Origin of the sequence: Micromonospora sp. CPCC 206061 (genome assembly GCF_036906915.1) — a bacterium.
GTDB lineage: Bacteria > Actinomycetota > Actinomycetes > Mycobacteriales > Micromonosporaceae > Phytohabitans.
This window is the reverse complement of sequence record NZ_JBAKHX010000129.1, coordinates 1-13,582: the sequence shown is the minus strand read 5'-3', so window position 1 is coordinate 13,582 and position 13,582 is coordinate 1. Positions and strand designations below refer to the sequence as shown.

At 71.6% G+C, this 13,582-nt stretch carries 13 protein-coding genes; 4 read left to right on the top strand and 9 right to left on the bottom strand.

What is annotated here, in order from left to right:
• Positions 1-117: 117 nt before the first annotated feature.
• The 9 genes from V6V89_RS39255 to V6V89_RS39215 all read right to left on the bottom strand — a co-directional run bounded on the left by V6V89_RS39255 (position 118) and on the right by V6V89_RS39215 (position 9,633).
• The gene (locus V6V89_RS39255; RefSeq protein ID WP_334624767.1) at positions 118-909 is read right to left on the bottom strand and encodes an alpha/beta fold hydrolase; all 792 of its coding nucleotides are present in this window, start codon (positions 907-909) and stop codon (positions 118-120) included.
• Entirely contained in the window at positions 906-1,760 is an 855-nt protein-coding gene (locus V6V89_RS39250; RefSeq protein ID WP_334624765.1) for an SDR family oxidoreductase, read from the bottom strand. The genes V6V89_RS39255 and V6V89_RS39250 overlap by 4 nt, the downstream gene beginning before the upstream one ends.
• Positions 1,757-3,211 carry a flavin-containing monooxygenase gene (locus V6V89_RS39245; protein WP_334624764.1) on the bottom strand — a complete coding sequence of 485 codons (1,455 nt, stop codon included), beginning with the start codon at positions 3,209-3,211 and terminating at the stop codon, positions 1,757-1,759. Before V6V89_RS39245 ends, V6V89_RS39250 begins: the two co-directional genes overlap by 4 nt.
• Before the next feature lie 31 nt (positions 3,212-3,242).
• Positions 3,243-3,623, bottom strand: coding sequence for a VOC family protein (locus V6V89_RS39240; protein WP_334624762.1), 381 nt, complete (start codon positions 3,621-3,623; stop codon positions 3,243-3,245).
• A gap of 54 nt (positions 3,624-3,677) precedes the next feature.
• Positions 3,678-5,021, bottom strand: a complete 1,344-nt coding sequence (locus V6V89_RS39235) for a hypothetical protein (RefSeq protein ID WP_334624761.1) — start codon at positions 5,019-5,021, stop codon at positions 3,678-3,680.
• Complete coding sequence (locus V6V89_RS39230) at positions 5,018-6,271, bottom strand: tetratricopeptide repeat protein (protein WP_334624760.1); 1,254 nt, start codon at positions 6,269-6,271, stop codon at positions 5,018-5,020. Before V6V89_RS39230 ends, V6V89_RS39235 begins: the two co-directional genes overlap by 4 nt.
• Before the next feature lie 119 nt (positions 6,272-6,390).
• Positions 6,391-8,025, bottom strand: coding sequence for a DUF4331 domain-containing protein (locus V6V89_RS39225; protein ID WP_334624759.1), 1,635 nt, complete (start codon positions 8,023-8,025; stop codon positions 6,391-6,393).
• 172 nt (positions 8,026-8,197) lie between these two features.
• Positions 8,198-9,073 (bottom strand): hypothetical protein, encoded by an 876-nt coding sequence (locus V6V89_RS39220; RefSeq protein ID WP_334624758.1) that lies wholly within the window; start codon positions 9,071-9,073, stop codon positions 8,198-8,200.
• Positions 9,074-9,084: 11 nt separating this feature from the next.
• Complete coding sequence (locus V6V89_RS39215) at positions 9,085-9,633, bottom strand: hypothetical protein (RefSeq protein WP_334624757.1); 549 nt, start codon at positions 9,631-9,633, stop codon at positions 9,085-9,087.
• Between the two features lie 133 nt (positions 9,634-9,766).
• On the opposite strand from V6V89_RS39215, the gene V6V89_RS39210 reads away from it, so the two are divergent.
• From V6V89_RS39210 to V6V89_RS39195, 4 genes are read left to right on the top strand one after another with little or no spacing between them, the layout of a single operon-like run.
• On the top strand, positions 9,767-12,154 hold the full coding sequence (locus tag V6V89_RS39210) for a sensor histidine kinase (protein WP_334624756.1): 2,388 nt from the start codon (positions 9,767-9,769) through the stop codon (positions 12,152-12,154).
• A complete protein-coding gene (locus V6V89_RS39205; RefSeq protein WP_334624754.1) occupies positions 12,154-12,570 on the top strand; it encodes a roadblock/LC7 domain-containing protein in 417 nt (138 codons plus the stop codon). The genes V6V89_RS39210 and V6V89_RS39205 overlap by 1 nt, the downstream gene beginning before the upstream one ends.
• On the top strand, positions 12,560-12,955 hold the full coding sequence (locus V6V89_RS39200) for a DUF742 domain-containing protein (protein WP_334624753.1): 396 nt from the start codon (positions 12,560-12,562) through the stop codon (positions 12,953-12,955). Before V6V89_RS39205 ends, V6V89_RS39200 begins: the two co-directional genes overlap by 11 nt.
• Positions 12,936-13,523 carry a GTP-binding protein gene (locus tag V6V89_RS39195; protein WP_334624751.1) on the top strand — a complete coding sequence of 196 codons (588 nt, stop codon included), beginning with the start codon at positions 12,936-12,938 and terminating at the stop codon, positions 13,521-13,523. The genes V6V89_RS39200 and V6V89_RS39195 overlap by 20 nt, the downstream gene beginning before the upstream one ends.
• Positions 13,524-13,582: the final 59 nt, after the last annotated feature.

The following is a 13,582-nucleotide window of genomic DNA, read 5'->3' as shown; positions in this document are numbered from 1 at the left end:
GCACGTGGTTGGATCTGTTTTCCACGTGCGTTTGCCCTTGATCCATGCGGATCTCCTTGATCGCCGCCCGCCGTCGGCGACCGGCTGTCGCCGCCCGCTTTGGCCTGCGGCCTGGATTCAGTGGGAGTGGGCGCTGGTCGTGGAGAGGATCGTGTCCGCGACCAACTCGGGGTTGTCGCGCATCGGGACGTGGCCGCAGCCTGGAAGGTCGACGTGTCGGGCGTTGGGGAGGATTCGGCGGGCTACCGCGGCCTGGCGGTAGGGCAGGACGCGGTCGCCGGTGCTCCAGGCCACCGTGACGGGCACCGTCGGCGCGCCCTGGAAGGCGTACCCGCGCCCGGCCCGGGCCACCGCCGCGAACGCCCGCCCGCCCCGCAAAGCGAGCGCGTCGACGAGGGCCTCCTCCGGCGTGAGCCGGTCGGGATGGGCGCAGATCATCCCGTACGACATCGAGCGCACCAGCGACGAGCGCAGCACCGTTCTCAGTACCGGCTCTGGCAGCCTGGTCGCGAGCCGGTGCGCCGCGAGCACGCTGATCGCCCAGCGCAGCTCGCGCCGGCTGCAGAAACCGGCCGGGCACAGCGCGGTCGCCGAGGCCGCCACCCCGGCGGCGGCCAGCTCCAGTGCGATCGCGCCGCCGAGGCTGTTGCCGGCCACGTGCGGCCGCTCGATGCCCAGATCCTCGATGAACTCGGCGATTCCGGCCACCGCCTCGGCCATCGTCGCGGGCGCGCCGGCGGCGGGGAGCGGTGAGGCGCCGAAGCCGGGCAGGTCGACGGCGATCACGTCGTGCGCGGCGGCCAGCCGGTCGAGCACCGGCGACCAGGCGCGCCAGTGGTGCCCGATGCCGTGCAGGAGGATGAGCGGCTCGCCGGCGCCGCGGCGCTCATAAACGACCGTGGTCGTCAACGCGGGCCTCCGAGCGCTCGGACCTCGTCTTCCAGTTGGGGCACGGCGGTCCGTGCGCCTCGTCCGATGAGGAAGTCGGACAGCGGGCTCAACATCACCGTGCGCAGTGCCTGCACGCCTGCCATCGTCCGCGGCACGTACACCTTGCGCTTGCGCCGCTCGATCGCGTCGACGAAGGCCCGCGCGCACACCTCCACCGGGGTGAACCGCGCGAGTGGCCTGGGCAGCCTGGGCAGCATCGCGCCGAACGACGGCAGGTCGGCCTGGGCCATACGGGTCATGTCGGTGTCGACGAACGACATGTGTGCCGTGCCCACCGCCACGCCCCGGTGGGCAAGCTCCAGCCGCATCACGTTGCCGTACTGCTCGACGCCCGCCTTCGACGCGCAGTACGCGGACATGCCGGGCAGCGCGCTGAACGCCGCCGCCGACGACACCAGCAGGTAGTACCCGCGGCTGGCGAGTACGTGCGGGATGGTGGCGCTGATGGTGCGCATGACGCCGATCAGGTTGACCTCGACGGTGCGGACCAGGCCCTCCACGTCGCCGACCACGACCGTGCCGCGCGGCGCGATGCCGGCGTTGGCGACCACCGCGTCGATCCCGCCGAACCGCTCGACCGTGCCCGCGACGGCCTGTGACAGCGCCGCCTGGTCGGTGACGTCGCACTCGAACCACGCGCCGCCGAGCGAGTCGGCCAGCGGCGCGAGCAGCGACGGCTCCAGTCCGGCGAGCGCCACCTTCGCGCCGCGCGCCGCGGCCAAGCGTGCCGTGTGCTCGCCGATGCCGCGGGCGGCACCCGTCACGAAGACGACCTTGCCAGCGAGGGACTGCTTGTGGGGTGCGTTCATGAGGTCACCGCCTGGTAGTCCGCCGGGTCGAAGCGCCGGGTCCGCATCCGGAACGTCCAGCTGTATCCGGGCCAGATCGTCGAGTTGCGGCCGTTGGTGTCGAGATACCAGCTTCGGCAGCCGCCCCGGAGCCACACGGTGCCGGTCATCTTGCGGTCCACCGTGGACACGAACGCCTGCTGTGCCTGGGGCGTCGGCTCGATCGCGGAGATGCCGTGCCGGTCGAGGTGGCGCAGCGCCTTGAGGATGTGGTTGAGCTGCGCCTCGATCATGAAGACGACCGAGTTGTGTCCCAGGCCGGTGTTCGGGCCGAGCAGGATGAACAGGTTGGGGAAGCCGGTGACGGTGGTGCCCAGGTACGCCCGCATCGAGCCGCCCCACGTCTCGGCGAGCGTGCGCCCGCCACGCCCGCGAATGAGCTGGGCCACCGGTGCGTCCGTCACGTGGAACCCGGTACCAAAGATGATCGTGTCGACGGGGCGTGCGGTGCCGTCGGCGGTGACCACCGCGTCGGGCCGCACCTCCGTGATGGCGTCGGTGACCAGCTCGACGTTGTCCCGGGTGAGGGCCGGGTAGTACGTGTTGGACAGAAGCACCCGCTTGCACCCCATCGTGTACGCGGGCGTGAGCTTGGCGCGCAGCGCCGGGTCGGCGATCGACTTGCGCAGGTGCCGGCGGGCCATGCCCTGGCCGAAGCGCATCACCACCGGGTACAGGAAGCCGGTGCCCTGCGCCTCACGGGCCCAGTAGATGGCGGTCCGAATGAGGCGCTGGGCGGGTGGGACCGCTCGGAAGAGCCGCCGCTCCAGGCGGCTGATGGGCCGGTCGACGCGCGACAGGACCCAGGGGGGCGTGCGCTGGAAGACGTGCATTCGCTCGACCACGGGCGCGATCTCCGGCACGAACTGGATCGCCGACGCGCCGGTGCCCACCACCGCCACCTGGCGCCCGCGCAGGTCGTATCCATGGTTCCAGCGCGCGGAGTGGAAGACCTCGCCCGCGAAGGTCTCCAAGCCGGGCAGCTTCGGCAGCGCCGGCTCGGTGAGCGGCCCGGCGGCGACGATCAGCACGTCGCACCGGTAGGTCCCACCCGACGTCTCCACGACCCACTGGCCGTCCCAGGAAGCGGAGGACACCTCGTGGCGCAGCCGCAGGTGCCGCTCCAGGCCGTGCTCGTCCACGCATCGCCGCAGGTACTCCCAGATCTCGGGCTGGGGCGAGAAGCTGCGGCTCCACTCCGGGTTGGGGCGGAACGAGAACGAGTACATGTGCGAGGGCACGTCGCAGGCGCAGCCGGGGTAGGTGTTGTCGCGCCAGGTGCCGCCGACATCGTCGCCGCGATCGAGGATCACGAAGTCGTCGTAGCCCTGCTGTCGCAGCCGGATGGCGGCGCCGATTCCCCCGAAACCGGCGCCGAGGATTGCGATACGGACGTGGGTGGCCGTCGCCATCCGGTCAAGTTACCACTGAGTACGCTTGGCGTCAGGAGGCGTTCTGCCATACACCGACGATGTTGCCCTCGGTATCGCTGAAGTATCCGACGTAGCCCATCTCGCCCACCGTCTGGCGGCCCGCGACCACCTTGCCGCCCGCCTTCTCGACGTGGGCGAGCGCCTCGTCGATGTCGCTGACGTCGATGGTGAGCACCGGCCCGCTGAAGGGCGGCTTGCGTTCGAACAGGCCACCGTTGATCGCGCCGGGCTCGGTCGGTATGCCGTCGTCGGCGGTGGGCACCGTGTTGACGATCGTGTACTCCATCTCCGGCATGGGCGTGATCTGCCAGCCGAACGCTTCACGGTAGAAGGACTGCGCCCGCTCGACGTTGTCTGCGGGGATCTCGAAGTGGACGACCTTACCGCTCATCATGGCCCCCTTCCAGGCGCCATCCTATGCCTGGTCACGGGTGCCTGAGCCGATTTAGAAGACCCCTGCGGCCGCACGCGCGGCCACGCCCACGCCGACGACCATGACCAGGGCGGCGGTGCCGGCCGGCGCGGCGCGGGAAAGGCGGCGGGTGAGGCGCGGCGGCGTCGGCATCCGGCCCAGGCGGCGGTGCAGCGCCACGAGCGCGATCCCGGCCGCTGTCAGCGTGCCGGCCATGCCAATCCCGTACGCGAGCACCAGCAGGACACCGAACCACGTGCGCCCGAGCCCGATCGCGGCCAGCAGCACCACGATGGCCGACGGGCTGGGCACGAGCCCACCCGCGATCCCGATGCCCGCGAGGCCCAGCCGCCCATGATGGTGGTGATGATGACCGTGGCCATGGTGATGGTGCCGGTGCCGGCGGGCTCCCACGATCATGCCGGCACCGACCGCCACCACGACGGCTCCACTGACGATCCCCAGGTATCCGAGGAGCCGTTCACCCGCGAGCGCGCTCGACGTGCTGAGGAGCAGGCCCACGATCAGGACGCCGCCGGTGTGTGTCAGCGTCACGGTCGCCCCGACGGTGAGGGCGTCCCGGATGCGGCGGCGCTCCGCGGCGGCGTACGCGGCCAGCACCGTCTTGCCGTGCCCCGGCAGCGCGGCGTGGCCGGCGCCGAGCACGAGCGCCAGCAGCACCGCCAGCAGGCCGACCGCCGGCGTCAGTCGCGGTCCGCCGGCCAGCTCCTGGAAACGGCGCTCCAGCGCCGCGGCCCAGCGGGCCAACAGGCCGTCGTCGGGCCGCTCGGCCGCCGCGCCGGATTCGGCCGTACCGTCACCGGGCACCACCTTCAGCGTTGCCGACCGGACGTCCGGCGCCGACGCCAGCGGGTCAGCCGGGTACGTGCGCAGTTCGTCGCTGACGCTCGTGGTCGGCAGCGGGGAATCGACAAGGCGCACGCCCTCGCCCACGGCGGTCATCTCCCGCCAGCCGACCCGATCGGCGGCGTAGCTGTTGGCCACGGTCACCTCGACATCCCTGCCGAGCTGCGCGGAGGCGCTGAGGGCACAGGTGAGCCGGCTCGTGCGCAGGCCGGCCGCGCCGCCGGCGTACGCGAAGCCGGAGGTGCCGACCGTCCACGCCAGACGCTGACCGTCCACAGTGAGCACGATGGACGATGCGAGCGGCGCACAGGCTGGCGGCTCCTTCTGCTGCAAGGTGGGGACCTCGGCGAAGTCGACCACGGCCGTCACCTCGACCCGGTCCGGTCGCAGTGTCAACCCGACGTACTGGTTGACGGAGAGACTCCCGGCTGGGTGAGCACTTGCCGGTGTGCTCGGTAGGGCGAACAGCGCCACGACAGCGGCCGGAATGAGGAGAAGCCAGCGGGTCATCGGATCACTCCCAGAGCGAAGTGCGGGTTGGTGCGCCGCGCGGCGTCCACGTTGGCCTGGCCGGCGGCGCTCTGCCCGAGCGCCAGCTCGATGACGCCGAGATGGTGCAGGTACGTGGCCGAGCGGGCACCGGTGCCGGTGGCCCGGTGGGCGTATGGCAGCGCCTCGGCGTCCTTCCCGGCGTGGTGCAGGGCCCACGCGAGCGCGTCGGCGACGTCGGCGTGCTGCCGCCGCTTCCACTCGGCGCGCGCCTCGGCGACAGCCGCTGCCGGGTCACCCTTGGCGAGCGCGAGCCCGGAACCGGCCAACCCGTCCGTCCCGCCGCTGGTGGTGTACAGCGCGTGAGCCGCCGTCGCCAGGTCGAGCTGCGCCCGGGCCTCGGTCGCCTTGCCGGCGGCGTGCAGCAGCCCGGCGTACTCGATGAGGTATTCGGTCGTGGGAGCGCGGCGGGCGACGTCCGCGTAGTCGGCGAGCCCGGCGGCGACCCGGCCCTCGGCGGCGGCGACCCGGGCCCGGCCCCGCTGGAGCGCCACGCTGGTCGGGTCGGCGGCGAGGCCGGCCGTGTACTGCCGGGAGGCGCCAGCCAGGTCGCCGGCGTGCCAGGCCAGGTCGCCGAGCTGTGCCCGGCAGAAGCCGATGCCGGCGGGGCTGTTGGCGGCTTCGAGGGCCTGCCGCATCAGGCTGGTCGCCTCCGCCACCTGCCCGCGTTGCTCCAGGTCGTAGGAGCCGCGGGCGTACGCGGACAGGCCCGGCCGCACGTCCAGGAGGCGCTGCACGGCAGCGGTCGCGGCCGGCATGTTGCCCAGTTGCGTCTCGGCGTCCGCCAGCACGGCGTAGGCGTCCGCGTCGAAGTCGTTGATACGCACCGCGTCGAGCGCGAACCGGCGCGCGGCGGCGAAGTCGTGTCGGGCGTTGGCGAGCGCACCCTGTGCGACGAGGGCGTCGCCGTTGTCACGCGGCCGCAGCTCCAGCGAGCGGCGGGCGGCCTCCTCGGCGCGCGGGTAGTTGGTGGGGTCCGCCGTGACCCGGCCGCGCTCGACGTACGCGACGGCGAGCGCCGCCCACGTGCTCCAGTCGCCGGGCACCAGCTTCAGGCGTTCCTGGGCGCGGGCGATCGGGTCGACCGGCACCGGGGCGGCGACGGTGTCCACTGTGGGTGCCGACACTTCGGTGCGTCCCAGCGCGCCAGCGGTGACGGTGACGGCGAGGGCGGCGACACCGGCGAGCGCGACCACGGTCAGGCGTCGCATGGCAAACCTCCAAGGGGAAGGGGCGCGCCGCACCCGGGGAGATGCGGCGCGCCGGTGAGTGCCGCGGCACAAGGGGCGCATGACCCGCGCGAGCGGAGCGAACGCCAACTAGCAGAGTGCTAGGCCCCGGACGCCTTGATGCTCCGGCGACGCCAGACCCAGGCGGTGAGGATCAGCCCGAGGCCGGCTGCGGCGGCGACTCCCACGGCCGCCGCCGCGACGGTCCCCATGCTGCCGTCGTCCTGGCTCTGGAAGCCGGCCGGCGTCAGCGACGGGTTGGCCGAGTTGCCGGGCGCCGAGTCCGAGCCCGACGGTGCGGGCCCAGCGGCCGTGCCACCCTTGTCGGTGTTCGGCAGCGCGACGTACGGGAACGTGTCGCCGAACGCCTGGTCGTTGGCGTCGACCTTGTCGCCCGCGGCCAGTGCGTCGACGATCTGGCCGGTGGCCGCCGCGCCCTCAAGGGCCTGGATCTCGATGTCGAGCACGTCGTCGGTCAGCCGGCGGCCGTTCGGGAAGCCCTGGTTGTCGCCCGCCAGCACACCCAACCGGTTGGGCTGGTCGGTGACCGGCACGCTCAGGTTGAGGCGCAACTGCTCCGACGGCACGAACCGCTTCGGGGTCACGTCGGCGTTGTTTAGCTGCGAGTTGAGGTCGACCTTGATGGGGCCGCCGGCCTTCGTGGTGATGCCGGTCAGGAAGATCTCCACGAGGTCGTTTCGTGGGGTGGCGGGCGCCGGGATGTTGTAGATGGCCTGGATCAGCTTCGGCAGCTCGGGATCCGTCACGCGCTTGACGACGACCGGGTTCTTGCCGTCCTGGTCGGGGCGGGAGGCGTTGAACGCGTCCTTGAGCCCGGCCGGCACGACCACCTCGTTGACCAGCGGGTTGCCGAGGCGCGAAACCTGCACCCGGCCGCCCGACGAGCCACCGCCCGTGATCCGTACCCGGGGCCGCTCGGTGGTGGTCCAGATGCCGATGTTCGGGTTGCGGGTGGCGTCGCCCTTGAGCGCGACGTCCTGGAACGGCACCTGCAGCACGATCGTGTTGACGTTGTAGCCGGCGACGGTGTCGGTGCCGGTCTGGCTCAGGTCGCCGCCGTAGAGCAGGTCGAAGACCCGCAAGTCGAGGAAGAACGGGTCGTCGGCCTGGCCGGCGAAGATCTTCCAGCCGCCGGGCAGCTGCGTGACCGCCTGGTCTCGCAGAGTGTTGTAGTCCGGCATGGACGCGTTTCCCACCCGCGACGGCGCGACCGGCGCACCGGTCACCCGGGTCTTGAACGAGTTACCCCCGTTGAACGAGGACTCCAATGTGTACATCTGGCGGACGAGCAGGTTCTCGTCGTCCAGCGACGTCACCGGGCCGTTGTTGTACAGGAATGTGTTGTTGCCACGCTTGTCGACGGTCTTGAAGCGGAACCGGAAGATGGAATCCGGCTTGGCGTCACCATCGTTGTCGACGTTGAGGTTGTACGTGGCGTCGGTGGCGAACGGGTAGAAGTTGGGGCCGCCGTTGGGCTCCTCGAACGGGATGAAGTTCGCCACGAACGTGACGTAGTCCTGCCGGTCGGGGCTGACGAAGGCGTACAGGTCGGTGTTGTCGACGGCCGGGTCGGCGGCGATGAGCGGCGCCTCGCGGTGGCTGGACGCGCCGGCCGTGCTAGGGCCGAGCCCGTACAGGCCGGCGCCGACAAGCAGGGCGGCCGCCGCAAGCCCGGCGGGGCCGCGCCGCTTTCCAAGTCGGGTACGTATGGACATCACGGGTTCCTTCCCCCTGGTGTTACGCGATGCCAGGAATTCGGAAGCCGCGTGGGAACGGACTGTTCGTTGTCAGATAGCCGGCACGGACCCATCCAGGGCGGCGCCAGCTACGAAACACAGAGAACGTGCCGAGCTCCCTACCGCTCGGCACGTTCTCCTTCTTGGGGTTCTAGAGGCCCAACAGGCGGTCCAGGAAATCGCGGTATCGGCGCACCGCGACCCGGAACTGTTCGGTGTCGGCGCCGTCGGTGCTGGTCCACTCGCCGAGCTGGTCGCGCTGGCTGGTGAGCGCGGTGGTCAGCGACTGGACGGCGTCGTCCACGAGGCTCTGCGCGTCGCGGGCGGCGCCCTGCGGATCGTCGACGAAGCGGAGCTGCACGTCGCGCCAGCGGTCGCGGAACGACTGGGCGGTGTCATCGCCCCACAGCGCGGTGACCGGCTCGGCCGGCACGTCGCCGGGGAGCATCTCCGCCTGCGGCTCCGCGTCGGTCACCCGCTCGTCCGCACCGGCGGCCAGTGCCTCATCGCGCTCGTCGGTCACGTCGCGCTCGTCGGACAAGCGGCGCTCGTCGGTTACGTCGCGCTCGTCGGTCACGTCCCGGGACGGGCCGGCCATCGCGGCGGCCGCCGCCGCGCCGCCGACGGTGGCGGCGCCGAACGCGGTCGGCTGTGCGGCCGGCTCGTGGAACTCCGGCTCGTCGCGGTCGGTGTCGGCGATCGCGGCGCTGTCCACCGTGCCGTCCCGGGACACGTCCTCGTCGGTGACATCTTCGTCCTGGCTCGGCGTGACGGCGGTCAGGTCGTCCGGGTCGGTGCGCTCCTCGGACAGCACCGGATCCTCGAACGTGCCCCGATCGTCGAGCGACTCCTCTGGTACCCGATCGGTCACGTCCTCGGCGGGTGTGTCCGTGGTGGCCGTGCTGTCTGTTTCGTCCCGGTCTTCCGTCGCCGCGGGCGCAGGCGGGACCGGCACCGGATCGGAGGTGACCCGCTCAGGCTGGTCAGGATCAGTGGGCGGGTAGGAGTAGGCCTGCTGGTGCGTCATGTGGTGCCTCCTCAGCGGCTGGGGACCTCGGGAGTGGTGCCGAGCAAGTCGGCGAAGAGCGCCCGGTAGTGGACGAGCGCCTGGCGGAGACGTTCAGTGCTTGCCTCGCCGCGCTCGCTCTCCAGGTAGATCTCGTGGGCGTCGCGGTAGTGCCCCAGGGTCCGGGCGTGTTCGACAGAGAGCGTCGCGACCTGCTCCTCGTAGCTGTCGTTGGGATAGCCCCGCTCGGCGATCAGCCTGCTGACCAGTTCGTCCGCGGCGCGTACGGCCTCGTCCGGAGCCTCGACGAAGCGGGCCTGGATCTCTTCCCAGTCCGTGTTGTACTGCTGGCGGCTCTCCGGGGAGAGCTCCTTCAGCTCGAGCCCTGCGTGGCGGCGTTCACGCTCGCGTAGTTCGCGCTCGGCCGCGCCCCGGCTCTCCTGTTCCTCGACGGCCCGGTCGTACTCAGGGCCAAATCTTTCGCGCAGCGCGCGCCGGCGCGCCCAGTACCAGGCGATCCCGGCCACGGCCAGCACCGCGAGCACGACGATGACGGTGACGATGATCTGTGTTGACGACATACCTGTGGTATTCCCGCTAGTACGTGATCACCAATCCAAGTACTCGCAGGGAAATTGGGCGCATTGAAACGCCTAGACGGCCATGTATCCTGCCGGAGGCTGTCGAACCGTCCCCCCACGGGCGAGGTCTTTGATGAATACAGGCAACTGGTCGATCCGTGCGAAGATCATCGCTCTGGTGGCCGTGCCTCTCGCCGCGCTCGTAGCACTGTGGATCTTTACGACCACACTGACCGTCGGCCCGGCGTTGCACCTGCTCGATACGCGCGCCCTCCGCGACCAGCTGAGCCGCCCCGGCGACGCGCTCGTCGCCGAGCTTCAGCGCGAACGCCGGCTCTCCGTCGTGTACCTCGCTGGCCGCGCGCAGGAACTGCCGGCCCTCGATGAGCAGCGCAGCCGCACCGACGCGGCGGCCGCCGACTTCCGGGAGCGGGCGCGCGGCGAAGAGGTCCGCGACGCGGCGGACGACGCGGTACGGGTACGCGTCGACCAGGTGGTCACTGCGCTGGAGCTGCTGCCGGCCGGGCGGGGCTTCATCGACCGGCGGGAGATGGACAAGGCCGGCGCCCTGGGCCTGTATACCGGCATGGTCGACGAGGCACTGCGGCTCTTCGACACGCTGGCCAACCTCGACGACGATGCGCTCGACCGCGAGGCCCGCGCCACCGTGGCGCTCACGCGCGCCCGCGAGGTGCTGGGCCAGGCCGACGCCCTGCTGGCCGGGGCCTTCGCCGCCAGGCGGCTCGAGAGTGGCGAGCACTCCCAGCTCGTGCAGATCATCGGCACGGAGCGGTACCTGCACGTGGGCGCAGTGTCCGCACTGTCCGAAGAGGACCGCATCGCCTACCAGCGGATGGTCGAGGGAGAGGCATTCGAGCGACTGCGGGACCTCGAAGACCGGGCGATGGCGCAGGGCCGCGACAACGCCGCCGTACCGATCAACGCGAACGCCTGGCAGAGCGCGTTCGAGCCGGTGGTGCGGCAGCTGCGCGACTTCGAACTGGGCATCTCCGACGACCTCACCGACCGGGCCACCCCGGTGGCCGCCGGCGTGCTTCTCCGGCTCGCGCTGGCCGGCCTCTTCGGGCTCGCCGCGATCGTGCTGTCGCTGCTGCTCTGCCTGCGGGTCGGCCGGTCGCTGATCCGCCGGCTCAGTGGGCTGCGGCAGAGCGCGTTCGACCTCGCCGACCGGCGGCTGCCCGAGGTGGTGGCCCGTCTGCGGCGCGGTGAAGACGTCGACGTGGCCGCCGAGGCGCCACCGCTGGAGTACGGCACCGACGAGATCGGCCAGCTCGGACGCGCGTTCACCGAGGCGCAGCGCACGGCCGTGCAGGCGGCGGTCGACGAGTCCACCATGCGGCGCGGCCTCAACGAGGTGTTCCTCAACATCGCCCGGCGCAGCCAGACCCTCCTGCACCGCCAGCTCACCCTGCTCGACGGCATGGAGCGGCGCACCACCGAGCCCGACGAGCTCGAAGAGCTCTTCCGCATCGACCACCTCGCCACCCGGATGCGCAGGCACGCCGAAGACCTCGCGATCCTCGCCGGCGCGGTACCCGGCCGGGGCTGGCGCAACCCGGTCTCGATGCTCGACGTGATCCGCGGCGCGGTGTCCGAAGTGGAGGACTACGCCCGGGTGACGGTCGCCGGCGTCGAGCCCGCCGCGGTCGCCGGCAGGGCGGTCGGCGACATGATCCACCTGGTGGCCGAGCTGATCGAGAACGCCACGTCGTTCTCGCCACCGCAGACCCGGGTACAGGTCAGCGGGGCGCCGGTGCCCAACGGGTATGCCATCGAGATCGAAGACCGCGGCCTGGGCATGAAGTCCGAGGAGCTCGACGAGGCCAACCGGCGGCTGGCACGTCCGCCCGAGTTCGACCCGGCCAACAGCGCGCGGCTCGGGCTCTTCGTGGTGGCCCAGCTCGGAGCCCGCCACGGTGTGAAGATCCGCCTGCGGTCCTCGCCCTTCGGCGGGGTGACCGCCGTCGTCCTGGTCCCGCCCGACCTGGTACTCCCTGAGCAGGAACCCGCCGCGCTGCTGGCCGCACCGGCCGACGACGTGCCCCGAAGGCGCGTCCGGGTGGTGACGCGCGTGGAGAGCGCACCCGCGATCGAGTCCGCGCCGACCCCGATCCGGGCCGTCGCCCCGCCCAGCCTTGGCACCCCGGACTCCGCTGGTGAGGGGGCGCGGATGGGACCTGACGGCTTGCCCGCGTCGGCAGTGGCGCCGCCGCTCGGCACCGACGGCCTTCCACGCCGCGTCCGCCAGGCCAGCCTCGCGCCGCAGCTGCGCGAGGAGCCCGCCGGCGGCCTGCCCGAAGACCTGCCACCCACCCCACGCACCGCCGACCAGGCCAGAGCCGCGATGGCGGCGCTCCAGGCCGGCACCGCACGGGGCCGGCGGGAGGCGGACGATGCGGTCAACGGGCCCGCGCGAGCGGAGCGAGCGCCAACTAGCGCAGCTCCCGCGCGGGGCACCGCGGCGGTACAGGGCGCGACACCAGAAAGGGACGAGAAGTAGTGCAGATAAGGCAGGCCGCCAACCTGAGCTGGCTGCTCAACGACCTGGTCGACCGGGTACCCTCGGCCCGCCAGGCGGTGGTGCTGTCGGCCGACGGTCTGATGCTGGGCCAGTCGCGCGGGCTGACCCGCGAAGACGCCGAGCACCTGGCCGCTATCGCGGCTGGCTTCCAGAGCCTGGCAAAGGGTGCCAGCCGGCATTTCCACACCGGTCCGGTGCGGCAGACCGTCGTGGAGATGGAATCTGGTTACCTCTTCGTCACCGCGGCCGGCATGGGCGCCTGTCTGGCCCTGATCAGCGCCATCGACGCCGACATCGGGTTGATCGCGTACGAGATGGCCATGCTCGTCGCGCGGGTGGGCCAGAACATGACGTCATCGACGAGGACGACTACGGTGCACACCGATGCCCACTAACGGATCGGGCCTTCCGCACCACGACTGGCTCGACGACGACGCCGGTCCCGTGGTGCGGCCGTACACGGTCACCGGAGGCCGCGTACGGCCGGTGACCGGTGGGTTCGACCTGCTCGCGTTCGTGCTCGCCGCGCCCGGCGCCGCCCGCGCCCCCGAGGCCGCACAGCTCCAGCCCGAGCACCGCGCGATCCTCGCCCTGGCCCGCGAGCCGATCTCCGTCGCCGAGATCGCCGCCGGCCTCGACCTGGTGGTCGGCGTCGCCCGGGTGCTGCTCGGCGACCTGCTCGCGGCCGGGCTCATCGCCCTGCACGAGCCCTCGGCGATGGCTCACCTACCCGACGACGACATCCTCCAGGCGGTGGTCAATGGACTTCGGGCACTCTGAACCCACCATCCCGCTGGCCTTGAAGATCCTCGTGGCCGGCGGGTTCGGGGTGGGCAAGACGACCCTGGTCGGCTCGGTCAGCGAGGTCCGGCCGCTGCACACCGAAGAGGTGCTCACCTCCGCCGGCGTCGGCACCGACGACATCCTCGGCGTCGAATCCAAGCGCACCACCACCGTCGCGATGGACTTCGGGCGCATCACGATCAACGACGACCTCCAGCTGTACCTGTTCGGCACGCCCGGCCAGGAACGATTCTGGTTCGTGTGGGACGAGTTGGCGTTCGGGGCGCTGGGCGCTGTGGTGCTCGCCGACACCCGGCGGCTGGCCAACTGCTTCCCGTCCGTGGACTACTTCGAGCGGCGGCGCATCCCGTTCGTGGTCGGCGTCAACCGGTTCGACGGCGCCCGGCGGTTCACGCCCGACGCTGTCCGGCAGGCGCTCGACCTCGACGCCAACGTCCCCGTCGTGTCCTGCGACGTACGCGACCGCCAATCCGGCAAGCACGTCCTGGTAGCCCTGGTCGAGCACGTGGCGGCCAGACGAGGCCACCCCGTCCCCACCGCCTAGGAGGCTCCTGAATAACCCCGTTTCGGGGGTGCGGGTTTCGGGTGGTGGTGATGGGGAGG

What these genes read in the sequence shown, in the direction of transcription:
- V6V89_RS39250 (WP_334624765.1), bottom strand. Translation starts at nt 1,760, where the DNA reads ATGAACGCACCCCACAAGCAGTCCCTCGCTGGCAAGGTCGTCTTCGTG.
- V6V89_RS39245 (WP_334624764.1), bottom strand. Translation starts at nt 3,211, where the DNA reads ATGGCGACGGCCACCCACGTCCGTATCGCAATCCTCGGCGCCGGTTTC.
- V6V89_RS39240 (WP_334624762.1), bottom strand. Translation starts at nt 3,623, where the DNA reads ATGAGCGGTAAGGTCGTCCACTTCGAGATCCCCGCAGACAACGTCGAG.
- V6V89_RS39235 (WP_334624761.1), bottom strand. Translation starts at nt 5,021, where the DNA reads ATGACCCGCTGGCTTCTCCTCATTCCGGCCGCTGTCGTGGCGCTGTTC.
- V6V89_RS39230 (WP_334624760.1), bottom strand. Translation starts at nt 6,271, where the DNA reads ATGCGACGCCTGACCGTGGTCGCGCTCGCCGGTGTCGCCGCCCTCGCC.
- V6V89_RS39225 (WP_334624759.1), bottom strand. Translation starts at nt 8,025, where the DNA reads ATGTCCATACGTACCCGACTTGGAAAGCGGCGCGGCCCCGCCGGGCTT.
- V6V89_RS39220 (WP_334624758.1), bottom strand. Translation starts at nt 9,073, where the DNA reads ATGACGCACCAGCAGGCCTACTCCTACCCGCCCACTGATCCTGACCAG.
- V6V89_RS39215 (WP_334624757.1), bottom strand. Translation starts at nt 9,633, where the DNA reads ATGTCGTCAACACAGATCATCGTCACCGTCATCGTCGTGCTCGCGGTG.
- V6V89_RS39210 (WP_334624756.1), top strand. Translation starts at nt 9,767, where the DNA reads ATGAATACAGGCAACTGGTCGATCCGTGCGAAGATCATCGCTCTGGTG.
- V6V89_RS39200 (WP_334624753.1), top strand. Translation starts at nt 12,560, where the DNA reads ATGCCCACTAACGGATCGGGCCTTCCGCACCACGACTGGCTCGACGAC.
- V6V89_RS39195 (WP_334624751.1), top strand. Translation starts at nt 12,936, where the DNA reads ATGGACTTCGGGCACTCTGAACCCACCATCCCGCTGGCCTTGAAGATC.